The 25,885-nt window shown below is 39.3% G+C and carries 21 protein-coding genes; 4 read left to right on the forward strand and 17 right to left on the reverse strand.

Features of this window, described 5'->3' with window-relative positions; all coding sequences use genetic code 11:
• Positions 1-11: 11 nt before the first annotated feature.
• From ALW18_07555 to ALW18_07565, 3 genes are all read left to right on the forward strand, one after another.
• Positions 12-2,033 carry a thioredoxin gene (locus ALW18_07555; GenBank protein AOE54347.1) on the forward strand — a complete coding sequence of 674 codons (2,022 nt, stop codon included), beginning with the start codon at positions 12-14 and terminating at the stop codon, positions 2,031-2,033.
• Positions 2,030-2,890, forward strand: a complete 861-nt coding sequence (locus tag ALW18_07560) for a mechanosensitive ion channel protein MscS (GenBank protein AOE52379.1) — start codon at positions 2,030-2,032, stop codon at positions 2,888-2,890. Before ALW18_07555 ends, ALW18_07560 begins: the two co-directional genes overlap by 4 nt.
• Positions 2,891-2,981: 91 nt before the next feature.
• Positions 2,982-3,701, forward strand: a complete 720-nt coding sequence (locus tag ALW18_07565) for a hypothetical protein (protein ID AOE52380.1) — start codon at positions 2,982-2,984, stop codon at positions 3,699-3,701.
• Between the two features lie 2 nt (positions 3,702-3,703).
• Here ALW18_07565 and ALW18_07570 read toward each other — a convergent pair whose 3' ends face one another.
• From ALW18_07570 to ALW18_07580, 3 genes are read right to left on the reverse strand one after another with little or no spacing between them, the layout of a single operon-like run.
• Positions 3,704-4,363, reverse strand: a complete 660-nt coding sequence (locus ALW18_07570) for a peptidase M22 (GenBank protein AOE52381.1) — start codon at positions 4,361-4,363, stop codon at positions 3,704-3,706.
• Between the two features lie 2 nt (positions 4,364-4,365).
• Positions 4,366-5,664, reverse strand: a complete 1,299-nt coding sequence (locus tag ALW18_07575) for an RND transporter (protein ID AOE52382.1) — start codon at positions 5,662-5,664, stop codon at positions 4,366-4,368.
• A 2-nt stretch (positions 5,665-5,666) separates the two neighbouring features.
• Positions 5,667-7,046 carry a transporter gene (locus tag ALW18_07580; GenBank protein ID AOE52383.1) on the reverse strand — a complete coding sequence of 460 codons (1,380 nt, stop codon included), beginning with the start codon at positions 7,044-7,046 and terminating at the stop codon, positions 5,667-5,669.
• A 140-nt stretch (positions 7,047-7,186) separates the two neighbouring features.
• Between ALW18_07580 and ALW18_07585 the strand changes: the two genes are divergently transcribed.
• Positions 7,187-8,578 carry a hypothetical protein gene (locus tag ALW18_07585; GenBank protein ID AOE52384.1) on the forward strand — a complete coding sequence of 464 codons (1,392 nt, stop codon included), beginning with the start codon at positions 7,187-7,189 and terminating at the stop codon, positions 8,576-8,578.
• A gap of 60 nt (positions 8,579-8,638) precedes the next feature.
• Here the strand turns inward: ALW18_07585 and ALW18_07590 are convergent, their stop codons facing one another.
• The 14 genes from ALW18_07590 to ALW18_07655 form a co-directional block, all read right to left on the reverse strand.
• On the reverse strand, positions 8,639-8,881 hold the full coding sequence (locus ALW18_07590; protein AOE52385.1) for a hypothetical protein: 243 nt from the start codon (positions 8,879-8,881) through the stop codon (positions 8,639-8,641).
• 12 nt (positions 8,882-8,893) lie between these two features.
• Positions 8,894-9,442 carry a hypothetical protein gene (locus ALW18_07595; protein AOE52386.1) on the reverse strand — a complete coding sequence of 183 codons (549 nt, stop codon included), beginning with the start codon at positions 9,440-9,442 and terminating at the stop codon, positions 8,894-8,896.
• A gap of 2 nt (positions 9,443-9,444) precedes the next feature.
• Positions 9,445-10,077 (reverse strand): photosynthetic protein synthase II, encoded by a 633-nt coding sequence (locus tag ALW18_07600; GenBank protein ID AOE52387.1) that lies wholly within the window; start codon positions 10,075-10,077, stop codon positions 9,445-9,447.
• Positions 10,078-10,079: 2 nt separating this feature from the next.
• Positions 10,080-10,748, reverse strand: coding sequence for a hypothetical protein (locus tag ALW18_07605; protein ID AOE52388.1), 669 nt, complete (start codon positions 10,746-10,748; stop codon positions 10,080-10,082).
• A gap of 75 nt (positions 10,749-10,823) precedes the next feature.
• Positions 10,824-11,174, reverse strand: a complete 351-nt coding sequence (locus ALW18_07610) for a cytochrome C oxidase subunit IV (protein AOE52389.1) — start codon at positions 11,172-11,174, stop codon at positions 10,824-10,826.
• A 22-nt stretch (positions 11,175-11,196) separates the two neighbouring features.
• Entirely contained in the window at positions 11,197-12,186 is a 990-nt protein-coding gene (locus tag ALW18_07615; GenBank protein ID AOE52390.1) for a cytochrome oxidase subunit III, read from the reverse strand.
• 47 nt (positions 12,187-12,233) lie between these two features.
• On the reverse strand, positions 12,234-12,815 hold the full coding sequence (locus ALW18_07620; GenBank protein AOE52391.1) for a cytochrome oxidase subunit III: 582 nt from the start codon (positions 12,813-12,815) through the stop codon (positions 12,234-12,236).
• 3 nt (positions 12,816-12,818) lie between these two features.
• Positions 12,819-13,733, reverse strand: coding sequence for a protoheme IX farnesyltransferase (locus ALW18_07625; GenBank protein ID AOE52392.1), 915 nt, complete (start codon positions 13,731-13,733; stop codon positions 12,819-12,821).
• A gap of 287 nt (positions 13,734-14,020) precedes the next feature.
• Complete coding sequence (locus ALW18_07630; GenBank protein AOE52393.1) at positions 14,021-14,764, reverse strand: deoxyribose-phosphate aldolase; 744 nt, start codon at positions 14,762-14,764, stop codon at positions 14,021-14,023.
• A 47-nt stretch (positions 14,765-14,811) separates the two neighbouring features.
• On the reverse strand, positions 14,812-15,183 hold the full coding sequence (locus ALW18_07635) for a hypothetical protein (protein AOE52394.1): 372 nt from the start codon (positions 15,181-15,183) through the stop codon (positions 14,812-14,814).
• Positions 15,176-15,556, reverse strand: a complete 381-nt coding sequence (locus ALW18_07640) for a glycine cleavage system protein H (protein ID AOE54348.1) — start codon at positions 15,554-15,556, stop codon at positions 15,176-15,178. Before ALW18_07640 ends, ALW18_07635 begins: the two co-directional genes overlap by 8 nt.
• Before the next feature lie 58 nt (positions 15,557-15,614).
• Positions 15,615-22,931 (reverse strand): SprA protein, encoded by a 7,317-nt coding sequence (locus ALW18_07645; protein ID AOE52395.1) that lies wholly within the window; start codon positions 22,929-22,931, stop codon positions 15,615-15,617.
• Between the two features lie 3 nt (positions 22,932-22,934).
• Positions 22,935-23,516: an ATP-dependent DNA helicase RuvA gene (locus ALW18_07650; GenBank protein ID AOE52396.1), complete on the reverse strand. Its 582-nt coding sequence runs from the start codon at positions 23,514-23,516 to the stop codon at positions 22,935-22,937.
• A 57-nt stretch (positions 23,517-23,573) separates the two neighbouring features.
• Complete coding sequence (locus tag ALW18_07655) at positions 23,574-25,865, reverse strand: malic enzyme (GenBank protein AOE52397.1); 2,292 nt, start codon at positions 25,863-25,865, stop codon at positions 23,574-23,576.
• Between the last annotated feature and the right edge of the window lie 20 nt (positions 25,866-25,885).

Genomic DNA, 25,885 nt, shown 5'->3' on the forward strand with positions numbered 1-25,885 from the left:
GAAACAAATTTATGAACGAGCTACACCTTGAAACCAGTCCTTACCTGCTACAACATGCTAATAATCCAATTTACTGGAAAGCCTGGAACGAGGCCGCACTGTCAAAAGCACAGCAGGAAAATAAGCTTATAATACTTAGTATTGGCTATTCTGCCTGCCACTGGTGTCATGTTATGGAACATGAAAGCTTTGAAGATGAAGAAGTGGCTGCGGTTATGAACAAGAACTTTGTTTCTATAAAAGTAGACCGCGAAGAACGCCCCGATGTTGATGCCACCTACATGAAAGCCGTTCAACTAATGACCGGACAGGGGGGCTGGCCGATGAATGCCGTACTCCTTCCCGATGGAAGACCCGTTTGGGGTGGAACTTATTTTAGGAAAAACAACTGGATAGAATCGCTGGAACAACTACAGCAGCTATACAGTACAGAACCGGAAAAGGTTATTGACTACGCCGAAAAATTGCTGATGGGCATAAAGTCTCTGGTACTGCTTGGTGAGAATACTACAGGCGAAATTCAGCATCCTAAAAATATCGCACCCATTGTTGAAAAATGGTCTAAAAGTTTTGATTGGGAATTTGGAGGCTATGCCCGTGCCCCAAAATTCATGATGCCAAACAATTATCTTTTCCTTCAGCGTTACGGCTTTCAGGAAAAAAGGGAGGATATACTTGAATTTGTAGACATTACCCTTACCCGTATGGCATGGGGCGGATTATTTGATACTCTTGACGGCGGCTTTTCAAGATATTCGGTAGACATGAAATGGCATGTACCCCACTTTGAGAAAATGCTATATGATAACGGACAGCTTATGAGCCTGTACGCAGATGCCTACAAACGCACAAAAAACGCACTTTACAAAGAGATAATTGAAAAGACACACTCCTTTATAGAAAAAGAGCTCACTACCGACGGCGGTGCTTTTTACAGTGCCCTGGATGCCGATAGCCTTAACAGCAAAGGCCACCTTGAAGAAGGTGCATTTTATGTTTGGGAAAAACAGGAACTAATAGATTTACTTAAAGACGAATTCGCTTTGTTTGCGAAAGTTTTTAATATTAATGAATTTGGCTATTGGGAAGACGGACATTTTGTACTGATACAGAATGACTCGCTTGAAAATATAGCAGAAGCAGCAGGGATGCCTGTAGACACACTTCAGCAGAAAAAGCTGGATTGGGAAAAGACATTGTATGAAGTTCGAGAACAACGTTCTAAACCCCGTCTTGACGACAAGATACTTACCTCATGGAATGCCCTGATGCTAAAAGGCTATGTCGATGCGTATAAGGCTGTAGGCGATGAAAAATACCTGACAGCAGCCCGTAAAAACGCATTGTTTATCTGTGATAAACTTTGGCACCCTGACGGATACTTATGGCGTACCTATAAAAACGACACCGCCAAAATAAAAGCATTCCTTGAAGATTACGCACTTACAACAGATGCCTTTATCGCACTCTACGAAGCTACCCTTCAGGAAAAATGGCTCACTTATGCCAAGCAACTTACAGATTATTGCCTTGAACATTTTTATGATGAAAAACAGCAGTTTTTAGCCTACACCTCTAATAGCGAAGAGCAACTTATTGCTGCTCATTACGAAACGGAAGACAACGTAATACCGGCTTCTAATTCGGTAATGGCAAATGTCCTGTATAAACTCAGCATTTTATTTGACAATGAATACTACGAAAGAGTTGCCCTGCAGATGCTTTACCTTATCATTCCAAACCTTGATTATCCATCGGCGTTTTCAAACTGGCTTAATCTGTGGTTAGAGCTATCAAACCAAAATAAAGAACTGGCCGTTTGCGGCAGCAATGCAGCAGAAGCTATAAAAGAAATAAACAGCGCTTACCTTCCGCATGTTATTATTGCAGGCAGCGAATTACAATCTTCTATACCTTTTCTTAAAGACCGCTTTGTGCAAAACGAACAGCTGTTCTATATTTGCCAAAATAAAACCTGTGGGCTTCCAAAAAACACTATTCAAGAAACATTAAACGATTTACAAGCACTATGATTCCTTTTTTTATTGAGATTGACAAAGTAGACACATTTTTAACCCGCTTTATAGTTATTATAGCAGATTATATTCCGAATATAATTTCAGCAGTGATAACTTTGGTTATTGGTCTTATCGTTATAAAAGTGGTTAGAAGGGTCATTACCGGATTAATGACAAAAAAGAATTTTGATCCAACCTTTTTAAAGTTTGTACTTGACGTATTTACATGGATATTCAGAGTACTATTATTAATAAGTGTAATTACGAAATTAGGCGTTGAGACTACTTCCTTTATGACCGCTCTGGGAGCAGCAGGATTAGCAATTGGCCTTTCCTTACAAGGTTCACTGTCAAATTTTGCCGGAGGTCTATTAATCGTAATGTTTAAACCTTTCAGGGTTGGCGATTATATTGAGGCGCAGGGCCAGGGAGGAACAGTAAACAGCATACAGATATTCAGTACAAAAATTATTACATCAACCAATCAGGTTGTGTATATGCCTAATGGAACGCTATCGAACAACACCATTAAAAACTTCTCACAAGAGCCTTTACGCCGTGCCGACATTATACTTGGCGTATCTTATAACAGTGACCTCAAGCAGGTAAAAGACGTTATATACAAAGTAATCGAAAACGACGCTAAAATTTTAAAAACTCCTGCTCCGGGCATTGAAGTTAAGGACCTTGCAGAAAATGCGGTTAACCTTAATATAATGATCTGGGCAGAAAGAGGCAGTTATGGCGCTATGGTTTCTGACTTTTATGAGAACATAAAAACAGCATTTGAGAACGCAGGAATTGAAATTCCTTTCCCTCAGAGAGATCTTCATATTAGTGGCGGCGAAAAAACCAAAGGCCTTTTACAATAATTTTAAAGTCAGCCCGTTACTAGAAACGGCACGCTTTTTGGTTATTATATTTAACTAAAAATTATAACTTTTATACGATAAAAAAGTATATTTGCCTCCTATTAAAAAAATTGCAAAAAATTATATTCCAAAAATGAAAAGACAAAATTTATTTCACGTTGTTGCAATTGCCCTTACATCGGCACTTGCAACTGCCCAGGTTAACCAGACTCCTGTACACAGCGGTGGACAGATTACTGTAATGAAAGAAAAAAGCCAGGCAGCTACAGGCTCTATGTTTGCTAACGACAAGTACATGCCTGCTAAAGTTTCTAACAATGATAAAGTGGTTTTAGCACGTTACAATGCTTATGCTGATAATTTTGAAATCAGCGATCCACAGGCAGGAACTACAAGCATCCTGTCAATGCAAAACGGTGTTACAATTACTTTTAATTCTACCGGAGAATCGTATTCTATACAACAGTACAAAACAAATAAAGACGAAGTGAAAACGGGTTACCTTAGTGCTATAAGCGATAAGCCTAACGTAAAAATATTTAAGAGAGAAAGAGTATTCCTTCAACCGGAATCTTTCCCAGCAAGCAGCTACCAGACTTATAAACCTGCACACTACAAAAAACTTGACAATGAGTTTTACGTAAAGGTTAAAGATCAGGATGCACTTTATTTTTCAAGCAAGAAAGAGCTATCAAAAATATTCCCTGCTAAAAGCAAAGAAATTCTTGATTACATAAAAAAGAATAAACTGGATCTTGAAAAAGAATCAGACTTAGAACAATTAGGAACTTATCTTGACGGAATAATCTAAGATTATTTACCAGCGATAAAATCCTTTAGATAAAAAGGTTCAAAATAAGCGACATCTACGGTGTCGCTTTTTTTATGCTTATCATACGACAATCCTGCCATCTCAGCTGACGATGGGTATAAAATATCTTCATGGTATACAAACCTGCTTGAAGTAAGCACTTCGCGGCATTTTGCAGCACCATCGCCGGCAAGGTGTATCTCGCCTTCAAAATCGGAGAAAGACTCTTCTGTGATGATCTCTGCCTTGATTTCCCTAAGCTTATTGTAAGCAGTATCAAATACAGCCGTATAGGCTTCCATCCTGCGGGCATCTATCATCGGAATGATAACACCACTATCAATATTTATTTTACGTGCAATCAGCTCTAGGGTATCAATTGCTATTAATGGTATATTAAGCGCATAGCAAAGCCCTTTAGCAGCAGAAACGCCTATTCTTAATCCTGTATATGATCCAGGCCCTTTGCTTACCGCAACAGCCGTAAGGTCTTTAAAAGTTATGCCTGCTTTCTGAATGATTTCTTCAATAAAAACATGAAGTTTTTCTGCATGGGCATACCCCTCTCCTGCATATTCTGCTATGGCAAGAGGTTTTCCGTTTTCAGCAAGGCAAACCGAACAGTTTTTGGTTGCCGTTTCAATATTAAGAATAAAAGCCATTATTATTTTGCTGCTTTGTCTTTAGGTTTGGTTTTTACTTTATCATTAGGATTAAGTTCTTTCGATACGAGGTTATAGGGCCCAATAATAACTTCATCTCCTTTTTTAAGCCCTTTTATCACCTCTATATTAGTATCATCCTGAATACCCGTAGATATAGGCCTAAGCACTGCTTTATCTCCCGACTTTACAAATACACATTCGTGTTTTTTGGTAGTTGTACCTTCTTTAAGTTCTTTTTCTTTCTCTTCAAGCTCGGCAACTACATCACGTTTTACCGCTGTAGTATCTGCCCTTACAACTACAGAACTTATTGGCACTGCAAGAATGTTAGTTTTGTTCTCGGTTATGATATCTACCGTTGCAGTCATACCCGGCCTGAATGGTGAGTAGTTTGCAGGTTTACCCTGTACCATATCTTCATACGACTCTTTAAGGATTCTAACCTTTACTTTAAAGTTCGTTACCTGATCGGCAGTAAGGTCGCTGCTCGCTGAGTTAGATATACTTGTAACCGTACCTTTAAATTGTCTTTTAAGATAAGCATCAACTTCAATATTGGCAGCATCACCTATTTCGATCTTAACGATATCATTCTCGTTAACATCCACTTCCACTTCCATATTATTAAGGTTAGCAACCCTTAATATCTCGGTACCTGCCATTTGCTGTGTACCTACCACACGCTCACCCAGTTCTGCATCAAGTTTAGATATAGTACCATCTACAGGAGCATAAATAGTTGTACGGTTAAGGTTATCTTTTGCTTCGGTTACACTTGCGTTAGCACTTGCAACACCGTAATAAGCCGATTGCTTACCTGCAACAGCGACTTCATACGCAGAAGTAATCTTATCCCATTCCGACTTAGATATGACACCTTTTTCAAAAAGGCGTTTGTTTCTTTCGTAGTTGGCTTTCGCTTCTTTTAGCTGTGCGTCACTCTGGCTAAGGCCTGCTTTTGCCGTAGAAAGCGATGCCGCTGTCCTGCTTACGCTAGACTCATATAGATCGGGATTTATGCGCACCAAAAGGTCACCTTTTTTAATAGCCTGACCTTCTTTGATTGGCAATTCTATAATTTCCCCTGAAACTTCAGATGATATTTTAACTTCAATTTCCGGTTGTATTTTTCCGGTTGCAGAAACCGTTTCAATAAGATTTATCTCTTTAACAATGGCCGTTTCAACTTCCTTACCTTCATCTTTGTTTCCGGTAACACCTGTTTTCTTAAGTACTACAAGCAGCACTATAATAAGGGCAACTCCGCCTAATAAAAAATAAATTGTTTTTTTTGACATGGTTATTGTTTTTGGTAGATTGGAATTCCGAAGTAAAACTCCAGTATTTTTACTTTAAAGATAAAATCATATTTGGTACGCAGCACTTCGCTATTTGCATTTACTGCCAGCGTTTGCGCCTGGTTAAGGGTAAATACATCAATTAAGCCTACTTCATAGCGTTCTTTGGCATATTCAAGCGCCTGTGTCCTGGCGATCTGCGCCGATACAGCCGCATCATAGGTATTAATAGCGCCCTGCGCATCAGCGAACGCTGTATACACATTTCTTTCAAGATCTAGTTCCTGCTGCTCATAAGAAAGCTGAGAACGCTCCAGTTCTACCTTTGCACGGCTTACACTATTCCTCGTTGCTAAGCCGTTCAAAATAGGAATATTTAACTGAAAACCGTATGAATGTCCTTTATTATCCCAGAACTGATTCCAGAAAGGCGGTGGACTCTCAAGAAGGTCAAACTGCGATGTTTCAGGATTAAACTTTGGTATATCGCTATACCCTATCCTGGTATCTACACTGTAAAATCCTCTAAGTGTAGGCTGATACGCAGCTCTGGATATTTTTACATCCTGTTTTGCAACTTCAAGTTTAGCTTGTGCCAGTTTAATCTCTGTTCTGGTTTCTTTCGCTTTTTCAAATATAGCAGAAGGTGTCTGCATTAAAACTTCGCTGTCCTTCTTTTCGTAGTCGTCGTCTGCAATATCGAATTCTTTGAAATCCTCTATCTGAAGTAGCTGTGCAAGGCTTAATTTAGATATCAAAAGCTGGTTTTCGGCCTGAATAACTTTTTGCTTATCTAACGCTACTGTAGCGTCAATATCTAATAAATCTCCTTTAGGTATAAGTCCGCCTTCAAGTAATTGCGAAGACCTGTCGTACTGCTTGGTATCAATCTGCAATTGCTCCTGCTGTACTTTTAAATTTTCTTTATTGAAAAGGATATCTAAAAAGGCATTAGCAACGTTCAATGAAATATCGTCTTTCATTTTTTGCAGCTGGTACTGCCCCGCTACAATAGACATTTTTGCCTTACGGTATCGTGCCTGGTTTTGAAGCCCCTTGTAAATATCTACCTGAGTATTAAAACCGAAAGTGCTAAATGCAGTTGTCTGAATTTTATTTTGTCCCGAAATCGGATCCTGGCTAAGACCGCTGTTCCATATGTGCTGGGCATTACCATTGGCGGTTGGTAAAAAAGCGCCTATTGCGTCCAACTTATCAACTGACGTTAGCTTTAAATCAAGTTCAGATTGTCGTACCGAAATATTGTTCTTTAAAGCATATTCTACACATTCCTGTAATGTCCATTTTTTCGACTGTGCATGCGCACCGGTTGAAAAAAACACACCACCCAGAACAAGGAGTATACATAGTTTGTTTTTCATAGATTGATTGATGAGTTTACAAATTTACCTAATTTATTTAACGGTACTACACTCAATATATTTTTATTAGACTAATTCGTACCGATTTTGTTACAAATAAAATCCTAATTTTACCCCGTTATTTATACACATATCAAAAAATGAGAACCTTACTGTTTTTGGGAATTGCATCGCTATTTATGGCAACCGGATGTTCTACCGCAAAAAGAATAGAGGCTTTAAAGCCCGAACCAAGCAACAATGCACCTTTGGTATACCAAAGCACAACTTCTTTCATTAACCTGCCGGTGAGCATTACCATAGCCGATATCGAGTCGCAGGTAAATAAGCTCCTGCCGGGAATGGTTTACGAAGACAAAGTTCTGGAAGATGACAACATTGCCATGAAAGTGATAAAAACGGCTCCTATAAAATTTTCTGAGTCGAATGGAAAACTGCAATCGGTAGTACCTATCAAAATTACAGCCAATGTAAGGTACGGTACATCTGCTTTGGGAATGGACATGTATGATACACGAGAAGTAAACCTTGACGGTGTGGTTACTTTTAAAAGTAAAGTGAGCCTTACCAACTGGAAAATGAGCACTGATACTTCTATTGAATCGTTAGAGTGGAATGAAAGCCCAACAGTAACTATTGCCGGGAAAAGGGTAGCTATTACTTACCTTATCAATCCCGCTGTTAAGATGTTCAAATCTAAAATTGAGAATAAACTTGACGATGCCATAGCCAAGACTATGGACTTTAAACCACAGGTTCTTGATGCACTTGAAAAAATCAGCACTCCTTTTTTAACGAATGAACAATATGAAGCCTGGTTTAAGCTGAATCCCGTTGAGCTTTATGTAACCGATGCTGTACTTACAAAAAAACAGGTCACTCTTCAGATGGGGCTTAAGTGTACGATGCTTACAATGATTGGGCAAAAGCCTAAAAGTACTTTCAGGAAAGAAGACGTAGTTTTAAAGCCGGTATCTAAAATGCCCGATAATGTTAGCGCAGTTGTTGCTGCCGTATCTACCTACGAGAGCGCATCTAAAGTAATGACTAAAAATTTCCAGGGACAGGAATTTGGGTCGGGAGGTAAAAAAGTTACCGTTCAGAAAGTAGACCTTTGGAATAAAGACGGTAAAATGGTTATTGCTTTAGACATGACAGGCAGTATTAACGGAACGATATACCTTACCGGATACCCGAACTACAATGCTGTTACCAAAGAAATCTATTTCGACCAGATGGATTATGTACTAAACACCAAGAGCGTATTGATGCGAACTGCCAACTGGCTTGCCGAAGGTATTGTTTTACGAAAAATACAGGAGAGCTGCCGTTACTCCATCAAGACAAATCTGGAAGAAGGCAAGAAGAACTTACAGCCTTACTTAAACAACTATTCACCTATGCCGGGCATATTTGTTAACGGATCGCTGAATGATTTTGAATTCGATAAAGTAGAACTTACGGATAAAGCGATCATAGCATTTATAAAAGGATCAGGAAAAATGGACCTGAAAATCGATGGAATGAAATAACCCTCGATTTACCAACAACAAAAAAGCCACAGATACCTGTGGCTTTTTCTATTTCTATATTTAGACTTCCGTCTGTTTGTCTTTCATTTTTTTTCGCATCCTGTAAATGGCATAACCTACAAGAGCTACCAGTAAGTACGGAAATACCATAAGGTATACGATACCGTCATTCACGGCCTGTGCTTTTATGTTTCCGTCACTGCTGGCTAAAGCTGCGCGACACATAGCGCACTGTGCATTGGCTCCGGCCGAAAACACCAGCATCACTAAGGCGAAAAATATATGTTTTGATTTAAAACCCATAATTGTAATTTTTTAGTGAGCGTAATACGGAGATATCATTAGATAAACAATTACACCGGTAACTGCAACGTACAACCACATTGGATAGGTAATCCTTGCCAGTTTTTTATGCCTCACAAAGCTTTTAGACAACGCCCTCACATAAGTAAACAATACAAAAGGTATAATGATCACCGAAAGCGCAATATGCGTTATCAGGATAAAATAATACACATATTTTATAGCACCTTCGCCACCAAATTTAGTAGATTCTGATGTCATGTGATATGCTACATACATAACAAGAAAGGCAACCGATAAGCTTATAGCAAATTTCATAAGGTTTTCATGAAGCTGCTGTTTGCCGTTTTTAATAGCCCATACTGCTGTAAACAGCACAATTGCTGTAATACCGTTTATTGTTGCATAAATAGGCGGCAGAAACGATAAAGGCTTAACATCATAACCAAAATCTTTAAGCTTAACACCAAAAAGTAGTGCCACCGCCAAAGGTATAACTACCGACAAAAGGATGATCCATTTTTTATATTTCTGCTCAACTGCTTTAGCTGTATTCTCCATTGTTATTCTTCAAGTAATTTTTTAATATCTTCTTTAATTGCTTTTACCCCGCTGTCTTCAAGTCCGTCGTAGTATAAAATAGGGTTACCATACTGGTCTTTTCTGCAACGGATCTTGCCATCTTTATCTACAAGCGCAAAAAGCCCTGAATGCTGAAATCCTCCCGGAGCCGTTTTATCGGCGCCCGCATACATATTAAAACCTTTTATAGCGAGGTTATTAATATACTCGCTATCACCTGTTAAAAAATGCCAGTTATAATGCTTTACACCCAACTGTTCGGCATGCTCTTTCAGTACTTTTGGCGTATCGTATTCAGGATTAATTGTTACCGATGCCAAACCAAATTTAGGATTACCATAAAATTCCTCCTGAAGCAACAACATGTTCTGGTTCATCTTAGGGCAGATAGTTGGACAAGTACTAAAAAAGAACTCTACAACATATACTTTACCTAAGTAATCTTTGTCAGAAATCTTCTTATTATCCTGATCCGTCAGCTCAAAGGATGGAACCGGACCAATTTCTACCAAATCAGATTTCTGGAATTTAGCAACAATTTTCGGCACAGCCCATATGCCAAATATCAGCACGATAAACGAGATGCCAATGTATGAATATGATTTATTGTTCATGATTATATTTCTCTCTTAACCCCTTTTAGGTCGTTATTCTTTTTTAAGGCAAGGCGGTACTCCCTAAGCAGTATCTTAATATCATCCGTCATTTCATTGTGAAGTTCAGCCACAAGTAAGGAGTTATAAGAATCTTTATACTCATCTTTACCCGTTTTTGGGTTTTCACCTTTTCTGCCCCTAAGGCTGCGGTCTTTATCAACAATAAAAAGATTATACGTTCCAAAATCGGCATTCAAAGGTTCTTTCACTTTAAGCGTCTGGTAGAACTTAGCAATATTCTCCGGACTGGTAAATAGAAATTTCCAGTTAGAGATGTCTGCCATTACCTTAATTTCAGAAGTAATCTGTTTTACCTTTTCCTGTTCCCCTTCGGGAAGCAGCATTACCATCTGAAAATCGGTAAAGCCTTTATACTTTTCGTTGATCTTTTGGTTGATGTTAAAAATGGTTTCTTTCTTCTTAAGCATATCATTGCCAAGAAAACCAATAATGGTGATTTTACCCTGCAATCCTATCGGATTGGCATCGAGTGTTTTTCCGGCGGGAAGTTCGGCTACATTTTTAGTAACTACCGGTAAAAAAAGCTGGTTATGCTTTGCTAAAGAGAAGTAGATATATGCCGAAAGCGGCAATATAAACAGGACGATAAGAACTATCTTTTTTTTCATGATAACGGGAAAAAGTATTCCGTTGCAAAATTAAAAAAAAGGCGGTTGAAAAACCGCCTTTTTATAGTAAATGTGTTAGAAAATCCACTTGTAGTGAGATGTATGAAACACGTCAAAAACATAATTACCTTCTATAAGCAAGATGAACACTAAATAGATAATTAGGAATACCAAAGGTGCCACAATAGACCACCTTAAACTGCTTTTCTCTCCTTCAAGGTGCATGAACGCCCACATAATGTAGTACGCTTTTACAATTGTAAGGATTATAAATATCCAGTTCAATAAGTTCATCTGGAACAGATGTGAATCGTGTAGGAAAGCCGGCTTAACAATACCGAATGCAACCTCTACAATTGTTATTAGTGATAAAAGACCAAAAACAACCCAGATTCTTTTTGTATTAGATTCGTGCGAATGTGCCATGATAAAGATTCTTTTTTAATAATTAAACAAGGTAGAAGAATGTAAATACAAACACCCACACTAAATCTACAAAGTGCCAGTAAAGACCAACTTTTTCAACCATCTCGTAGCTTCTTCTTTTCTCGTAAGTACCAAGTAATACGTTAAAGAAAATAAGGATATTGATCATAACACCAGAGAATACGTGGAAACCGTGGAAACCTGTAATAAAGAAGAAGAAGTTAGCGAACAATTTGTGTCCATACTCATTTCTCACAAGGTTAGCACCTTCTACAACATAAACAGCATCTGCAATTCTTGCTAACGACTGCTCTCTTGTTAGTACTTCTTTATGCTTTTTTACAATTTTTTCAGTCCTTACCAAAACTTCAGGATGTGCCTTTAAACCTTCCTGTATCTCTTCAACAGAGTAAGTTGGTAACGCTGCATTTTCTTCAAACCAGATACCGTTGCTTCTTACTTTATCAACACGTGTTGTTGGAAGATGAGCAGCAAATTCTGCAAGGGCAACCCTTTCGTATTTACCGTTCTCTCCTGCTCTAACGAACTGAAGTATTGCACCACCTTTTGTCTCAACAGCACCAAACTCTCCTTTAATGAAGTTTTTCCACTCCCAAGCCTGAGAGCCAAGGAATATAAAACCACCCACAATAGTAAGCAACATATATATTGCAACTTTTGTTTTCTTAAGGTGATGACCTGCATCTACTGCAAGTACCATTGTAACTGATGAAAAGATAAGTATAAATGTCATCAATGCCACATAGTACATCGGTGCATCTGTACCATGCATAAACGGAAAGTGGTTAAACACTTCGTCGGCTATTGGCCAAGTTTCAATGAATTTAAATCGTGAAAAACCGTAAGCTGCAAGGAATCCTGAGAACGTAAGGGCATCTGATACGATAAAAAACCACATCATCATTTTGCCATAACTAGCTCCCATAGGCTCGTTTCCTCCGCCCCATGTTTTACCTGTAGTAGTAGCTGTAGAAGTAACTGTCGCTGCCATATAAAGTTATTGGTTAAAAAGTTTCCAAATTTACATTAATTTTTCTATTAATAGAAATAGAAAAATAAAAACAAATATACCCATAAAATATCAAGAAAGTGCCAAAACATTGCACCCAACTCTATTCCAAGGGTTTGAGAAGAACTGTATTTTTGTTTAAAATGATTATAAATTACAACAAGCAGCACAATAAGCCCTGCAAACAGGTGAACTAAGTGTACAACTGTAACAATATAAAGGAAAGAAGTAGTAACCGTACTCTCCGGACCTGTAAAATAATACCCGCTTTCTATGACTTTTCCGAAGCCGTAAATCTGAGCAGCCACAAAAGCAATACCCAATCCGAGAGTAGCAAAAAGCCACATTGTGGTACCATTCCTGTCGCCTTTTTTCATTGTGACTTTAGCCATATGAAAAGTAAGACTGCTTACTACAATTATTACAGTACTTATTATAAAAGCATCCGGCAATACAAAATCTTTAAGCCAGTCCGGCCTTGACGTACTTACCACATAAGCACTGGTAAGACCAGCAAACATCATGAACATGCTTATCATAGCGAACCAAAGCAGCATCTTTTTAGAGCGTGCATTCCTGTCGGCATGATCTTTAAGCGACATCGTTTCCATATATTAACGTATAAATTTGTCTAAAACATAAATTACCTGAAGCAGCGATATATAAGACACACTTACAAGCATCAGCTTTTTAGCCGCCGCGGCATCCATTTGCTTATAAAGCTTCACAGCATAAACAAGCATCCATAATCCTAAAAGGAAAACTATAACTGCCGAAATTATACTCAGCTTTAACTCGCCCGTAAAACCTGTTACAGGAAGCAACGAAGCCAGTATAAGCCAAACCGTGTACAGTATAGTTTGCAAAGCAGTCTTTTTATCTTTCCTGCCTGTAGGCAGCATAAAAAAACCTGCTTTTTTATAATCGTCGAATAAAAACCAGCCTATTGACCAGAAGTGAGGGAATTGCCAGAAGAACTGAATAAGGAATAAAGTTCCTGCTTCAACACCAAAATCACCCGTTGCAGCAACCCATCCTAACATGAAAGGTATAGCTCCGGGAAACGCACCAACAAATACCGCTAAAGGCGTTTTTGTTTTTAATGGCGTGTAAATACTGGTATATAAAAAGATGGAGATAGCACCAAACATTGCCGTTTTTGGGTTTATGCTATATAAAATAGCAATTCCCAATATCGTCAGCAATGATCCAAGTATAAAGGCATTCTTAGACGACATTTTACCCGAAGGAACCGGACGGTTTTTTGTCCTGTCCATTAGTGCATCAAGGTCTTTTTCTATGATCTGGTTAAAAACATTAGAAGCTCCTACCATGCAGTAGCCACCAACTGTTAGCAATATAAGCGTTGCCCAGCTAAACGGATAGTCGTCAGAAAAGCCAAGGAGGTATCCTGCCACAGATGAAAAAACAACACTTATAGCCAGCCTGGCTTTTGTAATTGCTACAAAATCTGCAAAAAGTGATTTAATAGAAAACTGATTGTCCTGAACGTTCAAAATGATTTTCATTGGGTTGTAAAAACTGGCGCAAAGATACTTCAAAAATTACTTTTACCACAAAACGAGCGTAAAAAAGAAAGAGTATAAATAATTTTTGAAAAAAATTTAACACCATCACGCAACCTTTTTAATTATGCCGCATCTAATAAGTGTAAACCTTCAAAAGTTTGCGTTTAGTTAAGTTGCTTTGAAAAAGAAAAATTTCGTTTGGGAAACATTGCTATGAAAAAGAAATAATCATCAATCGAAATTGCTATGAAAAGAAAAGCCTTCCGCTACAGGAAGGCTTTCTTGTTTTAATACCCTATGGATCCGGAAGTTCCGGCTGCTATTGCTGCTGCCGAAGATGTACCGATACGCTTTACCCCTAAGGCTATCATCTGTTGCGCTTCTTCAAGTGTGCGCACCCCTCCTGCCGCTTTTACAGACAATGGATAGGAATTCTCCAGCATAAGTTTTACTGCCGGCAGTGTCGCCCCATTAGGAATTCCGTCACGTGTTTTATAAAACCCGGTTGACGATTTTACAAAAACACGCGAATAATTACTTTCATCAAAATTAGAAAGCACTATATTTTTCACAAGGGCACTAAGCTGCACAATTTCATGGTCGTTTAATGCCGCAACTTCAATAATCCACTTTACAATCTTTCCATGCGTAAGCCCTAATCTGGTACATTCTAAAACCTGTTGTTTTACCAACTCTGTTTTACCTGCCTTAAATCCCTCATAATCCAAAACAAAATCAAGGTCATCAGCACCATTATCTATCGCCTCCTGCGCTTCCGCAAGTTTTGCTTCAAGACTGCCCTGCCCTAACGGAAAATCGATAACGGTACCTATATCAACTTTAGAACGTGCATCTGCAATCATATCTTTAGCGATGCTTACCATGTCCGGACGAATCATTATCAGCTTAAAGTTTTGTGCTATTGCCTCACCTATAAACGATTTTACCACCTCCAGGTTTTCTTCTTTTGTTAGGCCTGCCTGCTCCGGTGTTTTTAAATAGGTTGAATCTAAATATTGCCTTATATCCATTTTGCTTATACTAAAAATCCCTCCCCGTTAAACGGAAAGGGATCATGTTATTTTTTCTTATCAAAAATCCACAGTAACAGAATTGCTGTGACGCTGCCCGAGGTATTGGCTAACACATCCAGTGCATCAGGACTTCTCTCTTTGGTAAACAATCCCTGGCATATTTCTATAATGATACCGAATAAAACGGCTATTATAAAAACAACTATCCTTGCTTTTTTTGGAGAAAATCTTTTCGTCTTTATTAAATCAAGAACCCATAAAAGGGTAAACACAAGATAAAAAGTAAAATGTACTATTTTATCTTTGTGCTGAATGTTTAGCCATGCAGCTTTAGGAACATTAGCGGCAGCCGTAAGACATGCATATGTTATAAACAATGTCCAGGAGACAGCAGCTAATAAAAATATATTACGCACCTATAAGTTCCTTGTACTGCTCACTTGTAAGCAATTCACTTTCTTCAGATGAGTTTGAAATCTTCACTTTAACCATCCATCCATCTCCGTAAGGATCTGTGTTAACTTTTTCAGGAGTTGTTTCTAGTGAATCGTTAAATTCAATTATCTCACCTGATAATGGAAGGAAAAGATCAGATACTGTCTTAACAGCTTCAACTGTACCAAAAACTTCATCTTTATCAAGAGTTTGGTCTAGTGTTTCAACTTCAACATAAACGATATCACCTAACTCTTTCTGAGCAAAATCTGTAATGCCTACTGTTGCAACATCACCTTCTATTTTAACCCACTCGTGGTCTTTCGTGTACTTTAAATCTGCTGGAATATTCATGTAAGTTTGTTTTTCGCAAATGTATGTTTTATAAAAATAACTGTAAAATCTTTTTCCATTAATTTCCAAAAATATACCTGATGGTAAATCCTGCACGGATGTTAGTTAACGGATACGCTGTTGATATAACTGCCTTAGAGAATGAATGGTCATAATAGAAAATAGCGGTAAGGTTTTTACTGAAAGCGTAATCTGCCGTCATCTTAACCGACCATATGTTCTGTCCTCCACCAAGCTGGTTGTTATCATAATCAAGGTAACGCACTATCGTTTCATTTTTCCTTAAGCTGAAATCTGCTTTAAGGTTGATGTCACTTCTAATGGTATTCGTTGGGTTATCGGCCAGTGATGAATTTATGATAACATCTTTAATACGGTAACCAAGACCTACGATATATTCGTTACCCTTAACCTCGGTAAGAAGGTTATTGTCAAAACTCATGTTAAGCGTTCTGTCTTTACGTATTTCAGCCAGTACTTTTATAGAGTTCTTCATCTCAAAGTCAACACGTATGAGCGGGCTGAATTGCTCTGAGAGGTTGATGTTGGATATGATATACTTGCTATAAAAGTTACCTACCCCATTATTATCCTGACCATTGCTGCCTTCTGAAGGATTAGTGACTTCAAAGTTAGACCTGTATGAATTAACATTGTATGATGCCTTATACTGATGCTGAAGCGAGAAACGTTTGAACCTGTCCTTAAAAAATTTATAGCGCATAAGTCCTGTATACTTAATTACCCAGTTAGGCAACGGAACACTTCTAAACACACCTGTAGATACTTTACCTGCATCCTGCCCTGTATAAGCAGATGTAAATGCCGGAAGCAATACTGACTGGCTGTTACGACCAAACCCTACAGGGTAACCCGCATTGGCATTACTAAATTCACTTCCTGCATTCAGATCACCAGGCCCATTGTATCTTGGAAATTCTGTTGAACCATATCGACTAGTTGCAAGTCGTTCTGCAATAACCATTCTGTTTTCCCTCATTTGGTCAAACGCAGCAGAGCTATTTACATCACTCTTACTAAATGCCGTACCTATCATAATGGTAGATATCTCGAAATTACCAAATGTATATGGCGATAAAGAGTTATATGTACCGTCTGCACTTACATCGTATTGTTCTGAATAACTATCACTTATTCCTCTGTTTGCGGTAAGATCTATTTTAAAATCAGGGAATAAATCTACAGCTGCCGTAAGATTAAGCGTTTTGTTATTTACCTGCGTAAAGTTCTGGTTGTATTCCGGATCTTTAGTAAGATAACCTCTTTTTGCCAACTCATAACGAACATCATCATCCTGGCTACCAAAAACAAATCCCATCGTTGGTTTAGAACTACCAAAGAAACCAATAGAAGGAAGGTAACCCGGAAGCACCATACTGTTAGTTTCAGAATAAACAGCCGAAATGGTCTTAACACTTGTTACAACACCAATAAGCCCATTTACAAATGTGTTACCCGAAGCTGTCGGTTTAGGAGCAGCTGTAATTTTCTCACCCGGCTTAGGTGCAACTTTTGGCGTGTTAGGCGTTTTAGCAGGTTTTTTACCTGTTAGCCCAACGTACTTATATAGTAAATCCATATTGAATGCCGCATTTAGTTTATGCGTATTTGCATTCTGGATTATATTACCCAAATCAAAGTTAACATCTACTCCATCTACTACACGTGTTACGTTAGATAACGCATCTGACGAACGCTGCCAGTTGAAGTTACCGGTGTAATTATACGTTGCTTTCATAAAGCTTAAGAACGGTAGTTTATTCAATGGCAATTCGTAGCTAACCACATATTCTTGTGAATGCGTATTAGCTTCACCCGTGTTCCAGAAATCTTCCCAGATTGTGTAGTCCTGAATAGGTACACCGTTTTCGTCAAGATAATTCCTTACTATGTTACTTGTAGCAACTTTATAATTTAGCTTAACCGATTTGGTAAGGTTATAATTGAATCCGTATTGATAATTAAAGAAGTAATTTCTCCTGTATAGCGGACTAATCGGAATTCCTTCAACCTCAACATTTCTAAACTGTTGCCTGTTGTACTGACGTATAATGTTTGTACTGAAATTAATATTTGCCGGAAGATAATTAAAATTAAAATCCTGAAGCAGTTTCCAATACTGGCTCTTTTTCAAAAAGCCAACATTTTTAAGCGGCTCTACCGGTTTAGGTTTAAAGGCAAAGTTATAATCTACCCCTGTTCTTAATTGCTGATCTATCAGATCTTCAATTTCATAGTCGTGGTGTTCTGTCTGGTTGAAAGAGTAATTCACAGTTAAGTTTTCAGGATCGTAAATACGTTGCTTCTGCTCTGCGCCTCTTTCCTTTTTAACACCAATAAAGTTAATGCTCTTTCTTTTTGTATAGTCTATAGCCCTGTCGCGCAGATTGTCTTTCTCTGCTTGGTTTGGCGTAACATCTATAAGCTGATCCAGCTTAACATCCTGCTGGAACGGATCGTATTCAGGAGTAATAATTTCCTCTCCAACACCATAGTTAAACGGAATGTTAACGCCCCATTTCTTAGGAAGCAATTTACCCACATTAACATTGGTTACTATATCATATTGCTTAACATCTTCCCTGCTTCTTTCGTTAGGGCTTTGCTCTACCGATCCAAAACCAATAGTACTCATTCTACCTGTGGCAGAAATTGTAGCAAAATCAGCAAAGTTAGTATCCATACTTGCCACAGCAGCCATACCGCCCTGGCTATCCATATCAGATAGACGAAGTTCGTTAAACCAAACTTCACCTGTAATAGGCTGGTCGATTCCGTTTTTAACACCCAGCATCAGGGTACGTATACTTCCAAAGTTGGGATTACCTTTAATACCAATGGTCATATCAGGACTTAAAGAAGAGTCCAGCGACTGTGCGGACACAAAATTAATTCCATTTTCATCAGGTGGAGGCAATACACCGCTTAACTTTTGTATTTTAAGTTTGGTAAGCGCTTCAAGCGTTACAAGCAATTCATTCTCTACACGCCATATTTCTTCCGGAGTGTATGTAGCCTTACCAAGTATCTGAGTTACCTTAAGCGATAGCTCCACCTGATAAAAGTTATCTGTAAAATCGTTACCAAAGCGCAGGAAGGCTTTCATCTGGTCATCACCCAGTGCCCATGAAGATCCTACTAACGGCTCAGCGTGCAGGAACATTCTCAGCTTTTTAAACTGACGCATATCTACGTTTACATTCTTAAACACCGCACGTGCATCGTTAGGCTCAAGTCCGCCGCCACTTCCGGCAGGCAGTTCGTATACTCTTAATGATAACGACTGCTCATTTTGATTGATAACAGCATTATTGTTATACAACTGTTCTCTTCTTACTCCCGGAGGCGTTACATACGGTATTGGCTTACGCGAACCGTTTTCCTGTACGTTTACAGATACCACATCAAAACCTGTATTAGGGTCTGTAGGGTCTGTATCGTTAGGATCGAATACACCTGTGTATCTTCTCCACTCTCCTCTTACAAGATCAAGCGCACCAAAACGAAGTGTAATATCTTCCCTGAAGCCTTTCATCACTAACCTCATAAAACGGATAGAACGGTTGTTTATACCACCAATATTTTCTTCACCACCACCTTGTATAGGCACTTTATATAACAGCCATCTTACAGGGACAAGCTCACCGTCAGCACCTTTACCTTCAGTAACTCTCTCATCAACAAGATACCCTTGTCCAAGAGGCATACCCTGGCTAATTGGAATTGTATATTTAAAGTAAGCATCAATAGTATTCATTGTATTATCCCTATTGATGTCTTCCGTATCAGGAAGCGTAGTAGATCCCCTGTTAGTATTACCCACATCTACAGGCGAGTTGCCTTGAGTACCGTTATAATTTTTATACCTGTCTAACACATTACCTGATGCTGCAAGATAAAATTGATAGTTATCTCCTGCAGGGTCATCAAGGCCTCCAAAACCAATACTCTGGAATTTAGCGCGTTCTTCATCATCTGTTAAACCATCAAAACCAACATCCTGTACAGCACGGTTTGCTGTGTTCGTATCAAATGCATAGATAAGCGATTGCGACACCGGCACATCTCCCCATTCTGTTGAAAACACCGGTTGGTTGCCATTTGCTTCAGGAAGACCATTCTCAAACTGCTTTCTATTATCTTTAAGTATATCTTCAGAAAGTTCACCAAGGTTTATCTCTAACACACCTGTATTGTTTGGAGAAGCAACATCGCTGTCTGGTCCATAGTAAGGGTCCATAACCCAAAACTGCATATACTCAACATTGGTCTGTTCAAAATTGGTTGAGCTTATAGCACGCATAATACCTGCCCAGTTTTGTGTAGCCTGGCCTTCATTAAACGTAAAGTTTTGCGCCGGTAAAACACTGTTGTAGTTATATGGACCACGTTCCTGTGGATAATACGTTAAATCCAGTGTATTTACAACACGGGTCTGCCCCGGTGCTACATCTGTTTCCGGATATAGCTCATCATAATACACACGTCTTGTCCTGTTGGAATTCAGGTCATCAGTACTAATCCCGTCCGGTCTCTGGCTCTGTGCATAAAACACAGGGTCTATACTGTACCAGGCAAGTTTAGCCCTGTTAAATCCTGAAGGCAAACCATCCGGAACACCCTGTGGAAACAGGTCTGAAGGCACACTGGAAAGCGACCATCCCTGCGCAGAACGCATATCGATGGTAGATTGCGAACCTTCAAAATCATCTACGTAAGTAGTGGCTTCACCATCAAACTGGTCAGCTTTAGAAGCTCCCGGTTTTAAGTACGCTACCTCTCCCCTAAACGAGAAGTTAGATGGTACATCGGTATCCATATTAGGAAGCTTGTTCACTAATCGTGTAAAGAAAGGAACCTCTGTAGCAAAGTTGGTATTAAAACCGTATATCGTATTATTTACAGACTCCTGTCCGTAGTTAGTTTTATTTGTAAACGGCCTTTCAGACATATTGATCATCGTAGCACCTACGAGGAATTTATCGCTGAATTTATGCTCAACGTTAAATCCTGCAAAACGCCTTGTCTGCTGACCAAATACCGAGTTGTTTTCTACCGAAACCTCGATAGGCGTGTTTGATGCCTGAAGTGACGGATCTAATATCTGTACCTTCCCTAACTGGTAATTTACCGTATAGTCTACACCCTCTACAAGTATTCTTCCGCCTGCTGTAACAACAACAGAACCTTGCGGAACATTAAATGCACCTAGCGATATACCATCGCCACCGGTAGATTTAAAACGACCTCTAAGTTGGAATTTGTTTTTCTGGCTATCCTGTAATGCGTCAGCAGGTGTACTGTTGTACATTCTCCTGTATACATATTGTCTCTGATTAGGGTTAAATGAAGACTCAGGACCATTATAGTCCGCAGGAACTTCGCCCTCCGCTAACATTTTATCAAATAAATGCTCTCCAAAAGGTTCTACGACAGGAAATATAATACGCCCATTCTGAGGATCTATAGTTGTTCCCGGTACCCAGTCAAAGAAACCATCTCCACCCCTTTGCGGGTCGTTGGTATAGTTTAAACGGTCTACATTAAATACACGCAATAATGGTGTATCTGCAACACCTTCATCATCTTCAGTTGCAGGATCATCAACAGGCAAAGTTGTATTTGGCACGGCTGAGATATAGTTTAACGGAGACGGGTCGGTATATAATATATTAAACCTGAAATCTTCCTGTGAAAGCTGGAAACCTCCCGGAACCTGGTAGATGTTTTTCATCATCAAATCCCATGTTGGCTCATCAACATTTACAAGATTACTCTTAAGCAACTTTAGAACAAGGGTTTGCGTAATTGGAATGTTTCCTGACGGGTTAGTTTGATCTACAACTGTAGCATCTACACCATCTGTACCAAATTCACCTACCTGATACACATCATTACCTATGGTATATTGGTAAGCAACAGCTAAAACCTCATCGTTATTAAGCCTTTGGTTTAACGAAAGATACCCTAGCTTTTCATGGTAGGTATATTCGCTCGATGTAAGCTTTCTTGCATTTTCAAGTTTGGAATAATCCCGACCTTCTCTGGCAGAGACATTCGCGAAACTTGAAGCACCAACAGTAACAATTTGTCTTACGCTCTGATTTAACCACCCCGTAGTTCCAATCTGTGCAGGGTCAAATTTATTGTTCTTATTTTGAGGGGGCTGGTTTGGAGCAGCACCAGGAGTTTCAAAGAAATTAGGAATATTACCAAACTTTACAGCCTGATTTGTAATATCTGTTGTTGTACCTCTTTTTTGTAATCTACCTTCACCTAAATCCTGAATGGCAATAATATTCCTTGAATTATTTTCGGCAGCGTTTATACGGTTCTGCCTGTTGGTAACCCACACCTCCATACGGGTAATAGTTACCCTGCTATCTACTTGTGGATAACGCCTCAATGAATAATCATACTCATTCCTAAAAAACTGAGATAGGAAAAAGTGCCTGTCGGCATCGTAGTCAAGCGCAAATAGTGAGAAGTCCTGTAGTGTACCGCCACCTTGTGCCGTTACGGTCTTGGTTTGCGATTTTTGTTCCGAGAAAATACCCGTTACGGTCGTTTTACCAAACTGAAGGGCTACCTTAACACCAAAAAGGCTTTGCGCACCTCTAACTAATGAGTTAGATAGTGGAAAACTAACGTTACCTACTTCAATTTTCTGGATGATATCATCCTCTGTAGGTGTATATTCTAATTTTACAAGATTCTGGAAAGCAAAGGTAGATTCGGTATCATAATTTGCCGAAACCGCAAGCCTGGTACCTACTTTACCCTGAAGGCTCATCGAGATACGCTGGTCAAAATCAAATGTAAATGTTCTTCTGTTTCGTGGAGAAATAGACGGGTTATCCTGTTTTGTGTAGCGCATACCAAGATCTAGCTCAACAGATCCTGTAGGCTTAATGTCTATAGTATTACTACCAAATATGGTTTCAAAAAAGCTGGAATTTACGTAGTAACGGGGCAAAAGATTTTTTTGCTGTTCTTCCGTTCCCTTGCCATCCATTGCGTTAGATTTCTCCTGGAAATAACTACGCATGGAGTCTCTCAATACTAATTCCTGGTATTGTTCAGGAGTAAGGATTATCGGATAGGTTATATTAAAACCTTCAAACTTATTAGTGTAGATATAGCGATTTGTAACAGGATCATAGGTATATGCCTCTACAATGCTTTTTGGGTTAGCAATTTCTACCTTACCGGTATTATACCCTTTAATAGTATCACGACTTTCTTCTTCCTCTTCGGTAACCTGCGCCTGCAGTGCCACACCAAAAAATAAAAATACTACAGAAAGGGCGAATTTAAAGTTAATGCAAAAATCTTTAGAGTATTCTGTTTTCAAGGACTATAAATTTTTTAATGCTTGTTTGATAATTGTCTCTACACTCGCCGATGGATTTTCTTTAACAACCTTCTCCACAACCTTTTCTGCCAATTTCTTGTTAAAGCCTAATACCTCCAAGGCAGATAACGCTTCTTCTTTATTTGTATTGTAGCCTATTGCCGAAACTTCTTCTAAATCGTATAGTTTTAACACTTTATCCTTTAGATCGAGTATAACCCTTTGCGCAGTTTTTGTCCCTATACCCTTAATAGACTGTATAGTACCTACATCTCCCGAACCAATAGAATGAATAATATGCTTAGGCTCCAGAGACGAAAGCATGGTCCTGGCAGTGCCCGCACCTACCCCCGAAACGGATATAAGCAATTTAAAAAGCTCCCTTTCCGCTTTTTCGGCAAAGCCAAAAAGCGTATGGGAGTCTTCTTTTATAAGTAAGTAGGTATATAATTTTATATTTTCTGAGTCAGGCAGCAGCGAAAACGTATGCAGCGATATATTAACCTGATACCCTACACCATTACAGTCTATTACAACATCGGTAGGTGTTTTTTCCACTAATCTCCCCTGAAGGTGTGCTATCATAATTTTTTCTTAAGCCGTTCCCAAAAATAATAAAATTCTTTAACCCTTTGCTAAAAACTATTTGTTTGCCATTTTAAGGCGTTTTTCCTTCTCCTGGGCATCTACAACCGCTACTGCGGCCATGTTTACCATCTCTTCTACGCTTGCTCCAAGCTGGAAAATGTGCACCGGTTTGTCCATACCCATAATAATCGGCCCAATAGAAACCACTTTATCAAGCTCTTTAAGAAGCTTATAGGTAATATTTGCCGCCTCAAGATTAGGGAATATAAGCGTGTTTACTTTTTTACCGGCAAGCTTAGAAAATTCAAATTTATCTTTAAGCATTTCAGGGTTTAACGCAAAGTCGGCCTGTATTTCTCCATCCACAATAAGGTCGGGGTAGTTTTTATGTAAAATTGCCACGGCATCCCTTACCTTAACAGCATTTGGATGTGTTGACGACCCAAAGTTTGAGAACGATACCATTGCCAAAACAGGCTCCATACCAAACATACGTACCGTTTTAGCCGTCATCAGTGCAATTTTTGCAAGGTCTTCTGCTGAAGGATCAGGGTTAATAGCAGTATCTGAAAGGAATATCGGGCCACGCTTGGTAAGCATCATATTGGTTGTTGCAATACGGCTAACACCCGGTGCCCTGTCTATAACCTGCATAATAGGTTTAACGGTAGACGGGTAACTTCTCGAATACCCCGTAAGCATTGCATCGGCTTCACCTTCATTTACCATCATTGCAGCAAAATAGTTACGCTCCCTCATCCACTTTTGCGCATCCAGAAGGTTAACGCCACGACGCTGCCTCGATTCCCAGTACGACTGGGCATAACGCAGCCTGCGCTCGTCTTCTTCATCTGTTTTAGGATCTAATATCTGCACTTCTGCATCAAATCCTATCTCCTGCTTAAGCTCTGTAATGGTTTCACGGTTTCCTAAAAGTATAGGCGTACCAATACCTTCTTCCATAACAATCTGCGCTGCTTTTAGCACCGACAGATGATCTGCTTCTGCAAAAACAATTCGTTTCGGTTCGCTTTTAGCCCTGTTGGTAAGCAGGCGAACCATTTTATTATCGTTACCAAGACGCTCTAAAAGCTCTTCGGTATATTTATCCCAGTCAACAATAGGGTTTTTCGCTACGCCGCTATCCATAGCTGCTTTTGCAACAGCAGGTGCTACCACAGCAATAAGCCTTGGGTCGAATGGTTTAGGAATGATATAGTCGCGACCAAAATTCAGTTTCGTTTCACCATAGGCAATGTTTACCTGCTCCGGAACCGGGGCTTTGGCAAGTTCTGCAAGGGCATGAACGGCAGCCATTTTCATCGCTTCATTAATTTTAGAAGCACGTACGTCAAGTGCTCCCCTAAAAATGTATGGAAAACCAAGTACGTTATTTACCTGGTTAGGATGGTCGCTCCTACCCGTTGCCATAATAATATCGGGACGTGTAGCAATAGCCACGTTATAATCTACCTCCGGTATCGGGTTTGCCATAGCAAACACAATAGGATCGTTGTTCATGCTTAGCAGCATTTCCGGCGATAGTATATTCCCTACCGAAAGCCCAAGGAACATATCGGCACCTTTTAATGCTTCGGCAAGTGTTTTTGCCTCGCCCGGCTGCGCATATTTCATTTGCAGCGGCAAAAGGTTTTCACGGCTGGTAACCAACATACCATCTATATCAAACATGGTTATGTTCTCGGTTTTTACGCCAAGCAACACATAAAGGTTAGCACACGCCAAAGCAGCCGATCCGGCTCCCGAAACTACCAGTTTAATATCTGCAATATTTTTACCTGCAAGTTCTGCCGCATTTATAAGTGCCGCAGACGATATTATCGCGGTACCATGTTGGTCGTCATGCATTACAGGAATATTAAGTTCTTCTACCAGCCTTCTTTCAATTTCGAAAGATTCCGGTGCCTTGATATCTTCAAGGTTAATACCTCCAAAAGTCGGAGCTATGTTTTTTACGGTTTCAATAAACGCGTCAATATCTTTAGTATCTACTTCAATATCAAAAACATCTATATCGGCAAAAATCTTAAATAAAAGGCCTTTACCTTCCATTACGGGTTTAGATGCCTCCGGGCCTATATCGCCCAGGCCAAGTACTGCCGTACCGTTAGATATTACTGCCACTAAGTTACCCTTAGCGGTATATTTGTATACATTATTTACATCTTTTGCTATCTCAAGGCATGGTTCTGCAACCCCCGGAGAATAAGCCAATGATAAATCCCTTTGTGTAGCATAAGGTTTTGTTGGCACTACCTGTATTTTACCGGGATGTGGTTTTGCGTGGTAAAGAAGTGCTTCTCTTCGCTTGCTGTATTGATTCATTTGAATACGTTTTTTCTGGA

Origin of the sequence: Flavobacterium psychrophilum, from assembly GCA_001708385.1 — a bacterium.
In the GTDB taxonomy this organism is placed as follows: Bacteria; Bacteroidota; Bacteroidia; order Flavobacteriales; family Flavobacteriaceae; genus Flavobacterium; species Flavobacterium psychrophilum_A.

Excerpts from the sequence above, each read along its gene's own strand:
- ALW18_07630 (AOE52393.1), bottom strand. The coding sequence starts at position 14,764 with ATGGATATAAGGCAATATTTAGATTCAACCTATTTAAAAACACCGGAG.
- ALW18_07595 (AOE52386.1), bottom strand. The coding sequence starts at position 9,442 with ATGGAGAATACAGCTAAAGCAGTTGAGCAGAAATATAAAAAATGGATC.
- ALW18_07605 (AOE52388.1), bottom strand. The coding sequence starts at position 10,748 with ATGAAAAAAAAGATAGTTCTTATCGTCCTGTTTATATTGCCGCTTTCG.
- ALW18_07555 (AOE54347.1), top strand. The coding sequence starts at position 12 with ATGAACGAGCTACACCTTGAAACCAGTCCTTACCTGCTACAACATGCT.
- ALW18_07625 (AOE52392.1), bottom strand. The coding sequence starts at position 13,733 with ATGAAAATCATTTTGAACGTTCAGGACAATCAGTTTTCTATTAAATCA.
- ALW18_07650 (AOE52396.1), bottom strand. The coding sequence starts at position 23,516 with ATGATAGCACACCTTCAGGGGAGATTAGTGGAAAAAACACCTACCGAT.
- ALW18_07580 (AOE52383.1), bottom strand. The coding sequence starts at position 7,046 with ATGAAAAACAAACTATGTATACTCCTTGTTCTGGGTGGTGTGTTTTTT.
- ALW18_07570 (AOE52381.1), bottom strand. The coding sequence starts at position 4,363 with ATGGCTTTTATTCTTAATATTGAAACGGCAACCAAAAACTGTTCGGTT.
- ALW18_07615 (AOE52390.1), bottom strand. The coding sequence starts at position 12,186 with ATGGCAGCGACAGTTACTTCTACAGCTACTACTACAGGTAAAACATGG.
- ALW18_07560 (AOE52379.1), top strand. The coding sequence starts at position 2,030 with ATGATTCCTTTTTTTATTGAGATTGACAAAGTAGACACATTTTTAACC.
- ALW18_07600 (AOE52387.1), bottom strand. The coding sequence starts at position 10,077 with ATGAACAATAAATCATATTCATACATTGGCATCTCGTTTATCGTGCTG.
- ALW18_07610 (AOE52389.1), bottom strand. The coding sequence starts at position 11,174 with ATGGCACATTCGCACGAATCTAATACAAAAAGAATCTGGGTTGTTTTT.
- ALW18_07590 (AOE52385.1), bottom strand. The coding sequence starts at position 8,881 with ATGGGTTTTAAATCAAAACATATATTTTTCGCCTTAGTGATGCTGGTG.
- ALW18_07640 (AOE54348.1), bottom strand. The coding sequence starts at position 15,556 with ATGAATATTCCAGCAGATTTAAAGTACACGAAAGACCACGAGTGGGTT.
- ALW18_07575 (AOE52382.1), bottom strand. The coding sequence starts at position 5,664 with ATGTCAAAAAAAACAATTTATTTTTTATTAGGCGGAGTTGCCCTTATT.
- ALW18_07655 (AOE52397.1), bottom strand. The coding sequence starts at position 25,865 with ATGAATCAATACAGCAAGCGAAGAGAAGCACTTCTTTACCACGCAAAA.
- ALW18_07585 (AOE52384.1), top strand. The coding sequence starts at position 7,187 with ATGAGAACCTTACTGTTTTTGGGAATTGCATCGCTATTTATGGCAACC.
- ALW18_07620 (AOE52391.1), bottom strand. The coding sequence starts at position 12,815 with ATGGAAACGATGTCGCTTAAAGATCATGCCGACAGGAATGCACGCTCT.